This is a genomic window from uncultured Desulfobulbus sp. (assembly GCF_963662935.2).
Classification (GTDB): domain Bacteria; phylum Desulfobacterota; class Desulfobulbia; order Desulfobulbales; family Desulfobulbaceae; genus Desulfobulbus.
The window spans coordinates 625195-641955 of the sequence record NZ_CAXXTL010000001.1; the positions used below are offsets into that span (position 1 = coordinate 625195).

The following is a 16761-nucleotide window of genomic DNA, read 5'->3' on the forward strand; positions in this document are numbered from 1 at the left end:
TCCCACCGCCACGCAGGAGTTTGAGCGCCATGGTCCTTGTCGCCGCCATCTTGTGCGGCTGTTCCATGCTGCTCCCTGTTAAATCGCCGCCGCTCACGCTGTTTTCATTCGAGAGTCCGCAGCCAATAGTTCAAGCTGCATCCGCACCATCGGTAAAAAGAGCTGCACCGACGCTGATCGTCAGTATCCCGCGTGCCGCAGCTGGTTTTGATAGCCATAAGATCATCTATATCCGCCAAGCCAATACGTTTGAATATTTTAGCCAGGCCCAATGGGTTGAAACACCGGCAAACATGCTCTCGCCCTTGATTGTGACGGCACTGGAGCGCAGCGGTCAATTCAGCGCTGTTGTGCCATCGCCCACCAGCGCAGCCGGCCAACTGCGTCTGGATGTTGAGATCGTGCGCTTACAGCACGAATTCCTGCAGAGACCGAGTCAGGCTCACTTCACCTTACGGGCCCACCTGCTCGATACGGCGACGCGAGAGGTCGTCGCTTGGCGCGAGTTTGATGCAATCGTGCCTTCAGCCAGCGAAGATCCGTATGGCGGTGTGCTCGCTGCCAATAGCGCAGTCCGCATTGTCATTGAAGAACTTGTCCACTTTTGTGTGCAAGCAGCCACCCGGGATTTGCCTGGAGTTTCTGCTCCTTGATCAAGCCTTGTCATGAGATTTTATGGGAGAGAGATTTTCCTTAATGGGAGCCTTTTGCAAAATGACAGAAACAAACTCTGCTTCTCACTCGCATCTCGCGAGAAAGAGGAAATTTATATTGTCATTTCAAGCGATAGCGAGGAATCCCGGTCATCCGGATGGTGAGATTTCTCCCTCCGGTTGAAAAGACACCACCTGCACCGTTCATTTTGCAAAGGCCTCATGGGTTAGCCGATTTCCGGAACCACTTCTGTTTCCCCTAGGTCAGTCTATTTTTGCGTCGAAGTTTCACTGTTTTGCAATTGAGCCCCATCACCTCCACCCATTCGCAGACTATTGGGTACCGTTGACGCCCTGCTGCGCAGGCGTGGCGATCCCGTTGGAATGCACACCCATCTCTATGGCAGCAATGATGTTGTCCAACCAAGGAGCAACCATGAACCAAGAGGCTGCAATCACCTGTATGTTTGTCGATATCGGCGGCGTCCTGCTCTCCAACGGGTGGGATCGTCATGCCCGCAAACAGGCGGCGGCGCGCTTTGCACTCGACTTGAGTGAGTTGGAGGAGCGGCATCATTTGGTCTTCGAGACCTATGAAACCGGAAAACTCACCTTGGACGAATATTTGGATCTGGTGGTCTTTTACCAGAAACGCCCATTAACCCGTGAGCAGTTCCGGGAATGCGTCTTTGCGCAGACCCAACCGTACCCGGAAATGATCGCGCTGCTGCTCAGGGTCAAAGAGCTGTACAGACTGAAAATTTTGGCCGTCAACAATGAAGCGCGCGAGCTGAATGCGCATCGGATTAGAACATTCAAACTCGACGCGTTCATCGACGGCTTTGTTTCTTCCGGCTTTGTCCACCTACGCAAGCCCGATGCCGACATTTTCCGCCTGGCGCTGGACATCGCCCAGGTTCCGGCCCGCCAGATCGTTTGCATCGACGACCAGCCGCTGTTTGTCGAAGTCGCAAAAGGTTTGGGGATGCGCGGCATTGTCCACACAGACTACAAATCCACCGTCGCCGGACTTGCGGCGCTGGGCTTGACCGCTGACCAGGATGGCGTCCAGGCCGGTTGAGTGCAAGGACTATTCCCAGACCCTCGGGGTGGATCGCAACGCCACCGTACCGCATCAACAAAAACTACAACGCAAGCAAAGGAAAGAACCTCATGCAAACAGCAACACAACCACTCTCCCCGGAACTGCTGCTCAAGATGGACGCCTATTGGCGGGCCGCGAACTATCTCTCGGTGGGGCAGATTTATCTCTACGACAACCCGCTGCTGAAAAAGCCGCTTGAACTGGCGCACATCAAACCGCGCCTGCTGGGCCACTGGGGCACGACCCCTGGGTTGAATTTTATCTATGTGCACCTGAATCGGGTCATCAAGGAAGGCGATCTGAACATGATCTACGTCACCGGTCCGGGGCACGGAGGGCCGGGGTTGGTTGCCAACACCTACCTGGAGAGCACCTACAGCGAGGTCTATCCGCAGATCTCCCAAGATGAGGAAGGCCTGCAGCGCCTGTTCAAGCAGTTTTCCTTTCCCGGCGGCATTCCCAGCCATGTCGCCCCGGAAACGCCCGGTTCGATCCATGAAGGCGGCGAGTTGGGCTATTCGCTCTCGCACGCATACGGGGCGGCCTTTGACAATCCGGAACTGATCGTTGCCTGTGTGGTCGGCGACGGCGAGGCGGAAACCGGGCCCTTGGCCACCAGCTGGCATTCCAATAAATTTCTCAATCCGGTATGCGACGGCGCGGTGCTGCCCATCCTCCATTTGAACGGCTACAAGATTGCCGGCCCCACCGTCCTGGCCCGCATCCCTCGCGACGAACTGGAAGCCCTTTTCCGCGGTTACGGCTACACCCCCTATTTCGTTGAAGGCGACGAGCCCATGGACATGCATCAGCGCATGGCGGCCGCGCTGGACGAGGTGATTGCGCACATCCACAGTATCCAGAGCGAGGCCCGTGCCAACGGGTTCCAGAAACGTCCGGACTGGCCGATGATTATTCTGCGTTCACCCAAGGGTTGGACCGGCCCCAAGGTGGTGGACGGCAAGCCGTCCGAAGGCACCTTCCGCGCCCATCAGGTGCCGATGGGCGAGATGAGTCATCCGGGCCATATCCGGATGCTGGCAGAGTGGATGCAGAGTTATCGCCCGCAGGAACTGTTCGATCAGACCGGCAGACTCAAGGCCGAACTGGCCGAACTCGCGCCGCAGGGAGAGCGCCGCATGGGCGCCAATCCGCACGCCAACGGTGGCTTGTTGCTGCGCGATCTGCGGCTGCCTGATTTTGGCGACTACGCGGTGAAAGTGACGCAGCCTGGCGCGGTGGAGGCCGAATCCACCCGTGTCCAGGGCGAATTTATCCGCGATGTGGTGCAGCGCAATCCTCAGACCTTCCGCGTCTTTAGCCCGGATGAAACCGCCTCTAACCGTTGGGGCGCAGTGTTTGAGGTAACCAACCGCTGCTCAACCGCCGAGATTCTGGCCGGCGACGACCATGTCGCGCCAGATGGTCGGGTGATGGAAATGCTGAGCGAGCATCAGTGCGAAGGCTGGCTTGAAGGGTATCTGCTCACCGGCCGGCACGGCTTTTTCTCCAGCTACGAAGCCTTTATCCATATTGTTGATTCGATGTTCAATCAGCACGCCAAATGGCTGAAGGTGACGCGGGAAATTCCGTGGCGGCGGCCCATTGCCTCGCTCAACTATCTGCTGTCGTCGCACGTCTGGCGCCAGGATCATAACGGCTTCAGCCATCAGGATCCCGGCTTCATCGACCATGTGATCAACAAAAAGGCTGAGGTTATCCGCGTCTATCTGCCGCCCGACGCCAACACCCTGCTCTCGGTCACCGATCACTGCCTGAAGAGCCGCAACTACGTCAACGTGATTGTGGCGGGCAAGCAACCGGCGCCGCAATGGCTCGATATGGACGCGGCAATCCAGCATTGCACCGCCGGCATCGGCATCTGGGAATGGGCCAGCAACGACCTCGGCGGCGAGCCGGACCTGGTCATGGCCTGCGCCGGCGATGTGCCGACGCTCGAAACCCTGGCGGCCGTGGAATTGCTGCGGCACCATTTTCCCGCCTTGAAGATACGGGTGATCAATGTGGTCGACCTGATGAAACTCCAACCGCAGAGCGAACACCCTCACGGCCTAGATGACAAGGCGTTTGACGCCCTGTTCACCACCGACAAACCGATTATTTTCGCCTATCACGGCTATCCGTGGCTGATTCATCGGCTCGCCTACCGCCGCACTAATCACAAGAATCTGCATGTGCGCGGCTACAAGGAAGAAGGCACCACCTCCACCCCCTTTGACATGGTGGTGATGAACGATCTTGACCGGTTTCACCTCTTTGGCGATGCGGTCGACCGCTTGCCTCAATTGCAGTCGCAGCTTGCCTATGCCCAGCAATTCGTCCGCGACAAACGCCTTGAGCATAAACAGTACATCGCCGAGTACGGTGAAGACCTGCCGGAAATCCGCAATTGGAAGTGGGGCGCCCAGCAATGAAGGCGCCGGTTGGGTTCGTCTGCGGCTCGGCCTTTTGCGACCGGGCGAACCTGGGGTCATACGTGATGTGTTGGCTGATGCTGATGGTGTTTTTTGTTTTGTCCGGATGCGTTTCGATGGCGCCTTCGTATCAACAACCGCCGCTGCCGGTGGCGATCGCCTATCCGGACGCCCAACCTGCTGAAGGAATCGGGGCAGGGCAGGGCACAATTGCAACCGGCTGGCGGGACTATTTCACCGATCCGCGCCTGCAGACGCTGATCAAACTGGCGCTGGACAATAATCGTGATCTGCGGACCGCCGTATTGCGCGTGGAGGAAGCGCGTGCCGTCTATGGCATCCAGCGTGCCGAGCAGTTTCCGACCATCGGCGTCCAGGCCGGTGTCGACCGATCACGCATCCCTGCCGACTTAAGCCCAACCGGCAAGCCCGTTGAGGGCAGTCAGTACCAGGTAGCCTTGGGCCTGGCGAGTTGGGAAATCGATTTCTGGGGACGGGTCCGCAATCTCAAGGAATCGGCACTGGAAAAATACCTGTCCACCGACGCAGCCCGCCGCGCTGCCTCCATATCGCTGGTTGCGCAGGTCGCCAACAGCTACCTGAGCCTGCGTGAAGTCGACGAACGTCTGGTGCTGGCACGCCGGACTATTGCCAGTCGCGCTGAATCCCTGCGCATTTTCACCCGCCGCGTCCAAGTCGGATCGACCTCGCGGCTCGACCTGACTCAGGTGCAGACTCTGATGACCCAGGCCCAGGCGCTGGGCGCCCAACTTGAACAGTTGCGCGCCGCCCAAGCCCAGGCGCTGATCTTGCTCATTGGGACACCCGTTGACCTCCCCGCCAGACCGGATCACCTTGGAGAACAGGTCGTGCTGGTCGAACTACGTGCCGGATTGCCCTCGGACCTGCTCGTCCAACGACCCGATATCGTCGCCGCAGAACATCAGCTGAGAGCCGCCAATGCCAATATTGGCGCGGCCCGCGCTGCATTTTTTCCCAACGTCACCCTGACCGGCTCCTTTGGTACAGCCAGCGCCGAACTGGAAGGGCTGTTTGCCTCGGGGAGCCATGCATGGGTTTTCTCACCGAGCATCTCGCTGCCCCTTTTCGATGGGGGGCGGCGACGCAACAACCTCAGCCTGACCGAAGCCCGCCGCGACCTGGCAGTGGCCGCTTACGAGAAAACGGTGCAGAGCGCCTTCCGCGACGTGGCCGAGGCCCTTTCCGCACGGCATTGGCTGACTGAGCAGTTGGTCATCGCCCAAACCGCCCAGGCGGTGCAGACCGAGCGCGCCCGGTTATCCCAGTTGCGCTATGACAACGGCGCGGCCACTTTTCTCGAAGTGCTTGATGCCCAGCGCGAATTGCTTGCAGCCGAGCAACAGGTAGTGCAGATTCGCCGGGCTCTGCTGACCAGCCGTGTCGGCCTGTATGCGGCCCTTGGTGGCGGCGCGATGGATTTTGCTTCGCTCCCCGTCCGCGCCCTCCCTAACTCCACCCGAGGCACCCTGAATCCATGAACGCCACCACAACCGCCCCACCGGTCACCGTGACTGCAACGACACTGCCGCCAGCAGCAGACGCCACCGCACCGGTTACGGTAACAGTGACGGTCTCACTTGCTCCCCCGGTTATTGCACCAGTCTCGCCGGCGGCCCCACCCACTGAGACCACGAAGACTGTCACTGAACAGGTTTCACAACCGGCTCACCCCGCAGCGGCACCCGCCTCACCGGAAGATTCTCCACCTGAAGTCACGAAGCCTGCTGCCGCACCGGCCGCAACACCCGTTCCTCCTGAAGCCAATACACCGGTTGCCATAGCCGCTGCTGCACCGCCGGCTGGCGAACCCACCCCGGCATCAACCACTCCCACTAATACGGTTCCTACCACTGGACCGGTTTCCCAGCCGGCTCAACCAGCCGCATCCGCACCCGAGACCCCAGAGGCTCCTTCTCTGCTCCAGAAAATAAAAAAATGGCTGATCCCAATCCTGGTCATCGCCGCCCTGGCGGCGGCCGCGCTGGTGGCCTGGCAGATGCTGCGTCCCAAGGGGCCTGGCAAGGGCTTTGTCAATGGTAATGGCCGCCTCGAAGCCACGGAAATTGATGTGGCTGCCAAACTCGCCGGGCGGGTGGAGGATATTCTGGTGAGCGACGGCGATTTTGTCACTGCAGGCCAGACCCTGGCCCATATGCAGGTGCAAACCCTTGAGGCCCAACGGGATGAAGCGGCTGCGCGGCTGCAGCAGGCCATCACCGGCGTTGCCAGTGCCGAGGCCCAGGTGGCCATGCGCGAAAGCGATAAGCAGGCAGTGCTGGCCCTGGTGACCCAGCGAGAAAGCGAGAGCGATGCCGCCCGGCGGCGACTGGCCCGCTCGGAGACGCTGACCCGCGAGGGTGCCGCATCGGCGCAGGAACTCGACGATGACCGGGCCCGGCTGCGCAGCACCCAGGCCGCCGTTGCCGCTGCCAAGGCGCAGGTGGGTGCCGCCCAGGCCGCCATTGTTGCCGCCCGTACCCAGGTGGTCAGCGCCCAATCCGCCATCACCGCCGTCGAGGCCACGGTCACGCGCATCAAGGCCGATATCGACGACAGTGCCCTCACTGCGCCCCGCGATGGCCGCGTCCAGTACCGTGTTGCCCAACCCGGCGAGGTGCTGGCAGCAGGCGGCAAGGTCCTCAATCTGGTGGATCTGGCCGACGTCTACATGACCTTTTTTGTCCCCGAAACGGTGGCTGGAAAACTGGCGCTGGGCAGCGAGGTCCACATCATCCTTGACGCTGCCCCGCAGTACGTTATCCCCACCAAGGTGTCGTTTGTGGCCAGCACCGCCCAGTTCACCCCCAAAACCGTGGAAACCGCCAGCGAACGGCAGAAACTGATGTTCCGCGTCAAAGCGCAGATTGACCCTGAGTTGCTGCAAAAGCACTTGAAACTGGTCAAGACCGGTCTGCCGGGCATGGCCTGGATCAAGCTCGACCCACAGGCGCAATGGCCGGCCGAACTGGCGGTCAAGGTTCCGCAGTGAATCCGGAAACTCCCCGCACCGCGCCACCGGTCGCCCGCCTGGCAGGCGTCAGCCTGCGCTACCGCAAGACGCTGGCCCTTGATACCATCAGCCTGGATATTCCCGCGGCCTGCATGGTTGGCCTGATTGGTCCAGACGGTGTGGGTAAATCCAGTTTGCTGGCGCTCTTGGCCGGTGCCCGCGCCGTGCAGGAGGGCAGCCTGGAAGTGCTGGGCGGCGACATGACCAGCACAGCACACCGCGACAGCGTCTGCCCCCGCATTGCCTACATGCCCCAAGGTCTGGGCAAAAATCTCTACCCAACCCTGTCGGTGGAGGAGAATCTCCAGTTCTTCGGCCGTCTTTTTGGCCACGATGGGGCCGAGCGCCGCCGTCGAATCGATGAGCTGACCGCCAGCACCGGTTTACAGCCATTCCTGACGCGCCCGGCGGGCAAACTCTCGGGCGGCATGAAACAAAAACTCGGGCTCTGCTGCGCCCTCATCCACGATCCCGACCTGCTGATCTTGGATGAGCCGACCACCGGCGTTGATCCGCTTTCGCGCAAACAATTCTGGGATCTGATCGAGCACATCCGCGCCGAGCGCCACGACATGAGCGTGGTCGTCGCCACCGCCTACATGGAAGAGGCGGACCGCTTCGACTGGCTGGTGGCCATGGATGCGGGGACGATCCTGGCAACCAGTACACCCAAGGCCCTGCGCACGCGCACCGCCACCGACTCCCTGGAAGGAGCCTTCATCACCCTGCTGCCCGAGGAAAAACGGCGTGGCCATCGGACCGTGGTGGTACCGCCCCTGGCAGCCTCGGTCGCGGCTGAGATTTCCATCGAGGCCCAGGGGTTGACCATGCGCTTCGGCGACTTCGTGGCCGTGGATCATGTCGACTTTCGCATCCAGCGGGGCGAAATCTTCGGTTTTCTCGGTTCCAACGGCTGCGGCAAGTCGACCACCATGAAGATGCTCACCGGCCTGCTGCCCGCCAGCGAGGGCACTGCCCGGCTGTTCGGCCAGGTCGTCAATGCGGGCGACATTGAAGCGCGGCGCCGCGTCGGCTACATGTCCCAGGCTTTTTCGCTCTACGGCGAACTCACTGTGCGCCAGAACCTGGTGCTGCATGCGCGGCTGTTCTCTCTGCCCGAGGAGGGAATTGCCGCCCGGGTGGATGAATTGATCAAACGCTTCGGTCTGACTGCGGTCATCGACACCCTGCCCGACAATATGCCCTTGGGCATCCGTCAGCGTCTGTCGCTGGCGGTGGCGGTGATCCACCAGCCCGAACTGCTGATCCTCGACGAACCGACCTCGGGCGTCGACCCGATTGCCCGCGACATGTTCTGGCAGTTGATGATCGACCTGTCGCGCAACGACCATGTGACCATCTTCATCTCCACCCACTTCATGAACGAGGCCGCGCGTTGCGACCGCATCTCGCTGATGCATGCCGGCCGGGTGCTGGTGAGCGACACGCCTGCCGAGTTGCTCCGCCTGCGCGGCACCGACACCCTGGAACAGGCCTTCATCCTGTATCTCGAAGAAGCCACGGCGGGCAGTCCCCAAGCCGATGTTGTGCAGCCGGGCAAGGCCCTGCCATCTGCACAGCCAACGGGTCGACCGCATCGATCCTTTTTCAATTTAGGCCGCGCCTTCAGCTATACCCTCCGCGAAACCCTGGAATTGCGACGCGATCCGGTGCGCGCCACCTTGGCGCTGCTCGGCACGGCGATCCTCATGTTCATCATGGGATACGGCATCAGCCTGGACGTCGAAAATCTGTCCTTTGCCGTCCTTGATCGTGACCAGACCGTCCTGAGCCAGAACTATGCCCTCAATCTCTCGGGCTCGCGCTACTTCATCGAAAAGCCGCCGCTCACCGGCTATGCCGACCTGGATCAACGCATGCGTGGCGGCGATCTGGCGCTGGCCATCGAAATTCCCTCCGGCTTTGCCCGCGACATCGCCCGCGGCACCGCCGTCCAGGTGGGAGCCTGGGCGGATGGCGCCATGCCGACGCGCGCCGAGACCGTGCGCGGCTACGTCCAGGCCATGCACCAGATGTGGCTGATCGATATGGCCACCCACCGTCTCGGAATAAAGATGGCCGCGGCCAGCACCGTTGAAACCCGCTACCGCTACAACCCAGATGTCAAAAGCCTGCCCGCCATGGTGCCCGCCATCCTGCCGATGCTGCTAATGATGATCCCCGCCATGCTGACGGCGCTGTCGGTGGTGCGCGAGAAGGAACTCGGCTCGATCATCAACCTCTATGTCACCCCGGTCACCCGCAGCGAGTTCCTGCTCGGCAAACAGTTGCCCTACATTGTCCTGGCCATGATCAACTTTTTTTTGCTCGCCATCCTGGCGGTCACTGTCTTCGGGGTGCCGATTAAGGGCAGCTTCGCCTCCCTGACCCTGGCGGCGATGATCTTCGTGGTCGGTTCCACCGGCTTCGGCCTGCTGGCCTCAACCTTTACCAACAGCCAGATCGCCGCCATGTTTGTCACCATGATCGGCACCATCATCCCCTGTGTGCAGTTCTCCGGCCTGCTCAACCCGGTGTCCTCGCTCGAAGGCCTGGGTGCCTGGATCGGCCGCGTCTATCCGGCCACCCATTTTTTGACCATCAGCCGGGGCGTGTTCAGCAAGGCCCTGGACCTCACTGACCTGATGCATTCGTTCTGGCCGCTGCTGGCGGCGGTGCCCGTGATCCTCGGTCTGGCGATTATGCTGCTCAAGAAACAGGAGGCCTGAAGATGCACTCTTTTGCGGCCAATATCTATCGCTTGGGGATCAAAGAACTGTGGAGCCTGGTGCGCGATCCGATGATGCTGGTGCTGATTGTCTACACCTTCACCGTGTCGATCTACGTGGCCGCCACCGCCATGCCCGAGAGCCTGCACAACGCGCCCATCGCCATCGTTGACGAGGATGGCTCACCGCTGTCAGCGCGCCTCATCGCCAGTTTCTACCCGCCGCATTTCAAGGCACCGATCATGATTTCGCTGGCCGAGGTCGATGCCGGCATGGATCGGGGCGACTACACCTTTGCCCTCAATATTCCGCCCAACTTCCAGCAGGATGTGCTGGCCGGAAACACGCCCGCGATCCAGCTCAACATCGACGCCACCCTCATGAGCCAGGCCTTCACCGGCAACAGCTACATCCAGCAGATGGTCGCAGGTGAGGTCAATGAATTTGTGGCGCGTTATCGCAGCACAGTGGTGCCGCCGATCGGCTTGGCGCTGCGCATGCGCTTCAACCCCAACCTGGAACAATCCTGGTTCGGTTCGCTAATGGAGATCATCAACAATGTCACCATGCTCTCCATCATCCTGACCGGCGCGGCTCTGATTCGCGAACGCGAGCACGGCACCATCGAACATCTGCTGGTGATGCCGGTGACCCCGGCTGAAATCATGCTGGCCAAGGTTTGGTCCATGGGATTGGTCGTGCTGGTGGCGGCGCTGGTGGCGCTGGTCTTTATCGTTCAAGGCCTGCTGCGGGTGCCGATCCATGGCTCGGTAGCGCTCTTCATGCTGGCGGCCGCGCTCCATCTCTTTGCCACCACCTCAATGGGCATTTTCCTGGCCACCCTGGCGCGTTCCATGCCGCAGTTCGGCATGCTGCTGGTGCTGGTCCTGCTGCCGCTGCAACTGCTCTCCGGCGGGGCCACCCCGCGCGAGAGCATGCCCGAACTGGTCCAGAACGTCATGTTGGCGGCTCCCACCACCCATTTTGTGTCAGCGGGGCAGGCCATTCTCTACAGGGGCGCGGGCCTTGATGTGGTCTGGCCGCAGTTTTTGTGCATTGTGGCCATCGGCAGCCTGCTGTTTGCCGCTGCCCTACTGCGGTTTCGCAAGACGATCAGCCAGATGGCCTGATTGTGTGGCGGGTCATTCACACCTTCAACATCGTGCCTCTCATCTTCGGGCCTTCTGATCTCGCAAGTTAGTGCGGCGACACCAAATGCCGAAGCCATAAGGCCTGTGCGTGGTTCGGGATCTCTCCCCTGCGGTCGAGATGACAGCAGGGAAGAATTGGACAGTGGTAGCTGACCTAAATTTCAAGATGCCTATAATTTGTGGAGCTATTCTTGGGGGATGGTCACAGAGTTGGCCGCATTTGCAATACGTTCTTCATTCGTGACGCAGCGCCTCAATCGGGTCCATACGGGCTGCGCGCCGCGCCGGAAAAAAGCCGAACACCACCCCAATCCCCGCTGAAAACACAAAGGATAGCAGATTAATGGTCAGGTCAAACAGATAGGGCACACCCATTACGCGGGCCAGTACCATGGATGCCCCTGTGGCGATGATAATGCCGATGAGTCCACCCAGCGCAGCCAGGGCCACTGCCTCGATCAGGAACTGGAGCAGCACCTCACGCTCCAGGGCGCCGATGGCCAGGCGCAGGCCGATCTCGCGGGTGCGTTCGGTGACGCTGACCAGCATGATATTCATGATGCCGATGCCGCCTACCAGCAGGCTGACTGCGGCCACGGCGCCCAACAGGGTGGTCATCACCTTGGTGGTGCCTGAGAGTGTTTCGGCCAACTGCTGGGTATCGAGGATGTTGAAGTTGTCGTCATCGCCCTCGGCCAGCTTGCGGCGCTCACGCAGCAACTGCCGCAGACTGGCTTTCAGCCGGGTGCTGTCGCTGCCGTCTTCCATCGAGACCAGCAGGGTGGCCACCTTCTGGTTGCCGGTGACCCGACGCTGCAGGGTGTGCAGCGGGACGAGCACCGTGTCGTCCTGGTCGTTGCCCATCGCGGCCTGACCCTTGGAGGCAAGCACACCGATCACCTCGCAGGAAAACTGCTTGATACGGAGCTGCTCGCCCAGTCCAACAGCTCCCACTGCACCACCATAAATTTCACGGCGTACCGTTTCGCCGATGATGCAGACGGCAGATCCTGCGGTTTGCTCGTCCGGCTCAAACGTGCGTCCGGCTGCCAGCTTCCAGTTGCCGGTGTCGAACCAGGCATTGCTGCTGCCGGTGACGCTGGTGGCCCAGTTGCGACCATTGGCAACCACGGTGACACTGGCGCGGCCTTCTGGCGCTACAGCGGCAACCCCTCCAATCTGGGCCAGGATAGCTTCGGCATCGGACTCTTTAAAGGAAGGGATGCCAGCACCGCCCCCTCCGCCTCCAGGGCCTTGGCGCTGTCCCGGGCGGATCATTAAAAGGTTGGTGCCCAGGCTGGAGATTTGCGTCTGCACGGCTATGGTGGCCCCTTTGCCCAATGTGACCATGGTGATCACTGCGCTGACGCCAATGACAATGCCGAGAATGGTGAGGAACGAACGCAACAGGTTGCGGCGGATCGAGCGCAGGGCGAGAAACAGGGTATTGAGCAGCATCAGGGTCTCCCCGCCGTTGCCGACGCTTTCAAGGCTGTTGGCGGCGATATGGTCGGGTGCGGGTTCGGCAGGTCGCTTTCAATGCGACCATCGACAAAGCGCACCATGCGGTGGGCATAGGCGGCCATGTCGGGTTCGTGGGTGACCATCAGTACGGTAATGCCGTGCTCCAAGTTCAAGCCGCGCAACAATTCCATAATTTCCTGGCTGCGCTGGCTATCGAGGTTGCCGGTGGGCTCGTCGGCCAGCAGCACTGCCGGTTCCGTGACGATGGCACGGGCAATCGCCACCCGCTGTTGCTGCCCGCCTGAGAGTTCTGCCGGTGAATGATGCTCCCAGCCACCCAGACCCACCGACTTCAGTGCTGCAGCTGAAGCGGCACGGCGTACCGCTGCGCTTTCGCCACGGTACAGCAGCGGTAGTTCGACGTTTTCTTGGGCCGAGGTACGCGCCAGCAGATTAAACCCCTGAAAGACAAAACCCAGATAGCGGCGGCGCAGCCGTGCCCGCTGGTCTCGTGACAACGCCTCGACATGCGCTCCGGAGAACAGATATTGACCAGTGCTGGGCGTATCCAGACAGCCCAGGATGTTCATCGCGGTCGACTTGCCTGATCCGCTGGGCCCCATGATGGCGACAAACTCACCGGCATGGATATCGAGATCGATCCCCTTGAGCGCCAGCAATTCGGCCTGGCCGATGCCGTATTTCTTGGTCACCCCTCGCAGCCGGATCAAGGGTATTGCACCGGAATCATTCATTTCGCACTCATCGTTTTCTGGTCGGTAATCACCTGCATCCCGGCTTGCAGTTCGCCGCCGGTGATCTCGGTCATGCGGCCGTCGCTGATGCCCGGGGTCACCGAAACGGCAACGGCGGCGCCATCGCGCAGCACCCAGACCTGCCGGGCGGTTGCCGTGCTTGCTCCTTCCGCCGCTGATTTGCGGGTGGTACTCCTTGGCATGCGTGGTGTCAGGCTTGAAACAATGCCACTCTTGGTCTTGGCCGTGTCGGCAACCGTGGCTGTTGGCGTGAAGCGCAGGGCTGTATTGGGGACGAGCAGGACGTCGTTACGCTGGGTGGCGGTGATGGTAGCAGTGGCGGTCATACCGGGCCGCAGGCTCAGATCGGTATTATCCACACCGAGGTAGGTCAGGTAGGTGACGACATTGTCGGTGATGGTCGAGCCGTAGGCTACCCGGGTAATCTTAGCCGGATATTTGCGGTTGGGGTAGGCACTGACGGTGAAACTGGCGTCTTGGTCCACCTTGACTGAGCCCACATCAGCCTCATCAACATAGACCTGCAGGCGGAGTTGGGTCAGGTCTTCAGCCACAGTGAACAGGGTTACCGCCTGCAGAGAAGCCGCGACGGCGTTGCCGGGTTCGACGGTGCGTGTCAGCACCACACCCGTGGACGGCGAACGGATCGAGGCCTTGGATAGGTTGATTTCATCGGTGGCCAGGGCGGCCTGGGCATCGTTGACGCCGGCACGGGCACTGGCCTCGCTGGCCAGGGCCCGCTTGAGGGTTGCACGGCTGACATCGAGTTCGGTCCTGGACGGTACTTTGCCCCCCGACAGACGCGCCACTTCCTCAAGCCGCACCAGATTGGCTTGGGCCTCACCCACGGTTGCGACGGTTTGCTCGACCAACGCTTTGGCCGCGGCCACGGATGCACGCGAGCGCAGAATCTGACCGTTCAACTTCGAGGGATCGAGCTCGACCAGCACCTGGCCCTTTTCGAGGCGGTCATTGACATCGACATTCACCTTCAGGACCGTGCCCGAGAGTTCGCTGCCGATGTTGATCGAGCGCGTTGGTTGCAGCGTCCCGTTGGCAGTGACGGTCAGCGTCAGGTTGCCGCGCCCCACGGTCTGGGTGGTGTAACTCGGCGCTGCGTCGGCGATTCGGCTTTCCTGCCAGTACCACAGGCTGCCACCCGCCAGCAATACGAGCAGAACACCACCCCATAAAACGGGACGCCGGTACCAGGGGCGCGGTCCAGGCTCGGCGAGCAAGGTGGCGAGGTCGGATGTGGCAGCAGCCTCGGGCGGGGGGGGGACCGAAGAGGAGGCATTGAGTGGGCTCATAAACGGGAACTCCGGGAGGGTGTTTCGATGGGGGTGGGTGGCACATCATTGTCATCAGGACGCCAGCCGCCACCTAAAGCCTTGTATAGACGGACATGGTCGGCACTGACGTCGGCTCGGGCACTGGCTTTGCTGGCTTGGGTGGTGAGCTGGGCGCGTTGGGTTTCGAGCACGACCTGAAAATCAACCAGACCGCTGCTGTAGCGTTGACGCGCCAACAAGGCTGCGTTTCCGGCTGCCTCAGTCGCGTCCTCCAAGCGCAACAAGCGTTCGCGGTCGCCACGCAGGGCCACCAAAGCGTCTTCCACCTCCTGCAAGGCTGTCAGTACGGTGGTTTTGTAGGTCATGAGGGTTTGATCCAGCGCTGCTTGCTGCGCCCGCACCTGGGCGCGTCTGGAGCCGGCGTCGAAAATCGGCATCGAGATATCGGCCATCACCGAACTCACCAACGATGCGCCGTTGGTTAAGGTGTCCAAAGTCATGGCGTTCAGACCCAACGAACCGCTGAGTCTGAAGTTGGGCAGCCTTGCGGCCTCGGCCTGCTGCACGCGGCCCAGCGCTGCCGCCACCTCATGTTCGCTCGCACGTACGTCGGGCCGCTGCCGCAGTGTTTCGGCGGGAATGCTCAGCGCCAAGTCATTTGCGACCTCGGGTACCGATTGAACAACCGCCAGCTGCATCAACAAGGCCGCTGGCGGTTGTCCCGTCAGCACTGCCAAGGCGTGAGAAGTCTGTTCAATGTTGGTTTGCAGGCCTGGTAAGACCGCGCGGAGCTGTTCTACAGCCGTCCGTGCCTGTTCGGCTTCGATAGAGGTGATGAGACCAGCCTGCAGCCGCCACTGGGTGATCTGCAACGTTTCTTGCTGGCTGGCCAGATTGTTCTTGGCTATTTCCAAGCGTGCCTGGGCATCACGCAAAGTGATGTAGTCGAGTGCTACCTCGGCGGCAATCGACACCTGCACATCTCCCAGGCTTGCGGCACTGGCCCGCGCAGTGGCCTCGCTGGTTTCCAGAGCACTACGATTGGCACCGAAAATGTCGAGTTCCCAGGCGGCGTCCAAGCCGGTCGTGAATTTGTTAACGGCGCTGTTGTTGCCCAACTTGCCGCGTTGTGCCGAGGCCGAACTGTCGAGCGTCGGCCACAACGCCGCCGCCGAGACGTCACGTAAGGCACGGGCCTGGCGTAACGCGGCCTGCGCACTCTTGACGCTAGTATTGGTCAGCATGGCCTGGCTCACGAGATTGGCGAGCAGCGGGTCGTTGAAACGGACCCACCACTGGGCCAGCGAGGCGTTGCCGGCCTTGGCGACGCCGTCCGCCGCTGACCAGGCGGCCGGCACAGTGACGGCAGCGGTCTCGAAAGATTGCGGCGTCACCGACATGCAGCCGCTCTGCATCAGCATCAAAATACTAAAAATCAGACCTCTGATGACATTGAACCCGCTGTGGGCGGTCGCCCAGCTCATCCCGCCTCGATGGTGGTTTTTCCTGACCGGGCTGTTACCATCACCGGCGGACCACGGTCGACCGCAAATCTGCTTCCGAATTCTTTCAATACGGGCGCATACATTTTGGGGTACGCTGTTTTCTCTCATACAACTCCGGCATGCCTTGACTGGCCTGTGGATGAACAGGGAGAGGCGCCAAAACCTCCGTAACCGACTGATTCTGCCAGGCAGGGCCTTTCAGCGGCGTTGCAGGTTATGTTGTCCTTTGAACGCATTGTTTCCGTCAATCGCCAAACCTGGCAATAAACCAGGCCGTTGTCAACTGCGTCAGCAACACACAACCAAGCATGATGACGGCCAAAAAAGAGCCGGTAGCGCGGCGGCAGCAGCTCAAAACCGAGAGCGCCTGCCATTGGCGAAAGCGCCAATCCAATTCCAGCGGCCACGGTGCGCACCGAGGGCAGCATCAACGGCCAACTTGCCCAGCTTTCGATAAACGGGATTTTATTGGTACAAATGACATGGATGATCAGGGTCTGGGTGAAGAGCGACGTCACGAACCAGCCGGTGTTGACAGGAGCGGACTGTACCACCGGTCAAACACCTGCACCATGACAAAAAAAATTGCGTAGTCGAAG

At 60.9% G+C, this 16761-nt stretch carries 12 protein-coding genes; 7 read left to right on the plus strand and 5 right to left on the minus strand.

Going from position 1 to position 16761, the window contains the following annotated elements; all coding sequences use genetic code 11:
- Positions 1–29 precede the first annotated feature (29 nt).
- The 7 genes from ACHZCX_RS02695 to ACHZCX_RS02725 all read left to right on the plus strand — a co-directional run bounded on the left by ACHZCX_RS02695 (position 30) and on the right by ACHZCX_RS02725 (position 11104).
- Positions 30–653, plus strand: a complete 624-nt coding sequence (locus ACHZCX_RS02695) for an ABC-type transport auxiliary lipoprotein family protein (RefSeq protein WP_319585696.1) — start codon at positions 30–32, stop codon at positions 651–653.
- A 436-nt stretch (positions 654–1089) separates the two neighbouring features.
- Entirely contained in the window at positions 1090–1734 is a 645-nt protein-coding gene (locus ACHZCX_RS02700) for an HAD family phosphatase (RefSeq protein ID WP_319585697.1), read from the plus strand.
- A 92-nt stretch (positions 1735–1826) separates the two neighbouring features.
- Positions 1827–4193, plus strand: coding sequence for a phosphoketolase family protein (locus tag ACHZCX_RS02705; RefSeq protein ID WP_319585698.1), 2367 nt, complete (start codon positions 1827–1829; stop codon positions 4191–4193).
- A gap of 65 nt (positions 4194–4258) precedes the next feature.
- Complete coding sequence (locus ACHZCX_RS02710; RefSeq protein WP_394708757.1) at positions 4259–5713, plus strand: efflux transporter outer membrane subunit; 1455 nt, start codon at positions 4259–4261, stop codon at positions 5711–5713.
- 437 nt (positions 5714–6150) lie between these two features.
- Entirely contained in the window at positions 6151–7224 is a 1074-nt protein-coding gene (locus ACHZCX_RS02715) for an HlyD family secretion protein (RefSeq protein ID WP_394708758.1), read from the plus strand.
- Positions 7188–9974 (plus strand): ribosome-associated ATPase/putative transporter RbbA, encoded by a 2787-nt coding sequence (gene rbbA / locus ACHZCX_RS02720; RefSeq protein WP_394708739.1) that lies wholly within the window; start codon positions 7188–7190, stop codon positions 9972–9974. The genes ACHZCX_RS02715 and rbbA overlap by 37 nt, the downstream gene beginning before the upstream one ends.
- A gap of 2 nt (positions 9975–9976) precedes the next feature.
- Positions 9977–11104 (plus strand): ABC transporter permease, encoded by a 1128-nt coding sequence (locus ACHZCX_RS02725; RefSeq protein WP_319585702.1) that lies wholly within the window; start codon positions 9977–9979, stop codon positions 11102–11104.
- Positions 11105–11359: 255 nt separating this feature from the next.
- Here the strand turns inward: ACHZCX_RS02725 and ACHZCX_RS02730 are convergent, their stop codons facing one another.
- From ACHZCX_RS02730 to ACHZCX_RS02750, 5 genes are all read right to left on the minus strand, one after another.
- Positions 11360–12583, minus strand: coding sequence for an ABC transporter permease (locus ACHZCX_RS02730; RefSeq protein WP_319585703.1), 1224 nt, complete (start codon positions 12581–12583; stop codon positions 11360–11362).
- Positions 12583–13344: an ABC transporter ATP-binding protein gene (locus tag ACHZCX_RS02735; protein WP_319585704.1), complete on the minus strand. Its 762-nt coding sequence runs from the start codon at positions 13342–13344 to the stop codon at positions 12583–12585. Before ACHZCX_RS02735 ends, ACHZCX_RS02730 begins: the two co-directional genes overlap by 1 nt.
- Entirely contained in the window at positions 13341–14675 is a 1335-nt protein-coding gene (locus tag ACHZCX_RS02740; protein WP_319585705.1) for an efflux RND transporter periplasmic adaptor subunit, read from the minus strand. The genes ACHZCX_RS02735 and ACHZCX_RS02740 overlap by 4 nt, the downstream gene beginning before the upstream one ends.
- The gene (locus ACHZCX_RS02745; RefSeq protein WP_319585706.1) at positions 14672–16141 is read right to left on the minus strand and encodes an efflux transporter outer membrane subunit; all 1470 of its coding nucleotides are present in this window, start codon (positions 16139–16141) and stop codon (positions 14672–14674) included. Before ACHZCX_RS02745 ends, ACHZCX_RS02740 begins: the two co-directional genes overlap by 4 nt.
- A gap of 125 nt (positions 16142–16266) precedes the next feature.
- The gene (locus tag ACHZCX_RS02750; protein WP_319585707.1) at positions 16267–16716 is read right to left on the minus strand and encodes a hypothetical protein; all 450 of its coding nucleotides are present in this window, start codon (positions 16714–16716) and stop codon (positions 16267–16269) included.
- Positions 16717–16761: the final 45 nt, after the last annotated feature.

What these genes read in the sequence shown, in the direction of transcription:
- ACHZCX_RS02695 (WP_319585696.1), top strand. Translation starts at nt 30, where the DNA reads ATGGTCCTTGTCGCCGCCATCTTGTGCGGCTGTTCCATGCTGCTCCCT.
- ACHZCX_RS02740 (WP_319585705.1), bottom strand. Translation starts at nt 14,675, where the DNA reads ATGAGCCCACTCAATGCCTCCTCTTCGGTCCCCCCCCCGCCCGAGGCT.
- ACHZCX_RS02725 (WP_319585702.1), top strand. Translation starts at nt 9,977, where the DNA reads ATGCACTCTTTTGCGGCCAATATCTATCGCTTGGGGATCAAAGAACTG.
- ACHZCX_RS02745 (WP_319585706.1), bottom strand. Translation starts at nt 16,141, where the DNA reads ATGAGCTGGGCGACCGCCCACAGCGGGTTCAATGTCATCAGAGGTCTG.
- rbbA (WP_394708739.1), top strand. Translation starts at nt 7,188, where the DNA reads ATGGCCGGCCGAACTGGCGGTCAAGGTTCCGCAGTGAATCCGGAAACT.
- ACHZCX_RS02735 (WP_319585704.1), bottom strand. Translation starts at nt 13,344, where the DNA reads ATGAATGATTCCGGTGCAATACCCTTGATCCGGCTGCGAGGGGTGACC.
- ACHZCX_RS02710 (WP_394708757.1), top strand. Translation starts at nt 4,259, where the DNA reads ATGTGTTGGCTGATGCTGATGGTGTTTTTTGTTTTGTCCGGATGCGTT.
- ACHZCX_RS02705 (WP_319585698.1), top strand. Translation starts at nt 1,827, where the DNA reads ATGCAAACAGCAACACAACCACTCTCCCCGGAACTGCTGCTCAAGATG.
- ACHZCX_RS02700 (WP_319585697.1), top strand. Translation starts at nt 1,090, where the DNA reads ATGAACCAAGAGGCTGCAATCACCTGTATGTTTGTCGATATCGGCGGC.
- ACHZCX_RS02730 (WP_319585703.1), bottom strand. Translation starts at nt 12,583, where the DNA reads ATGCTGCTCAATACCCTGTTTCTCGCCCTGCGCTCGATCCGCCGCAAC.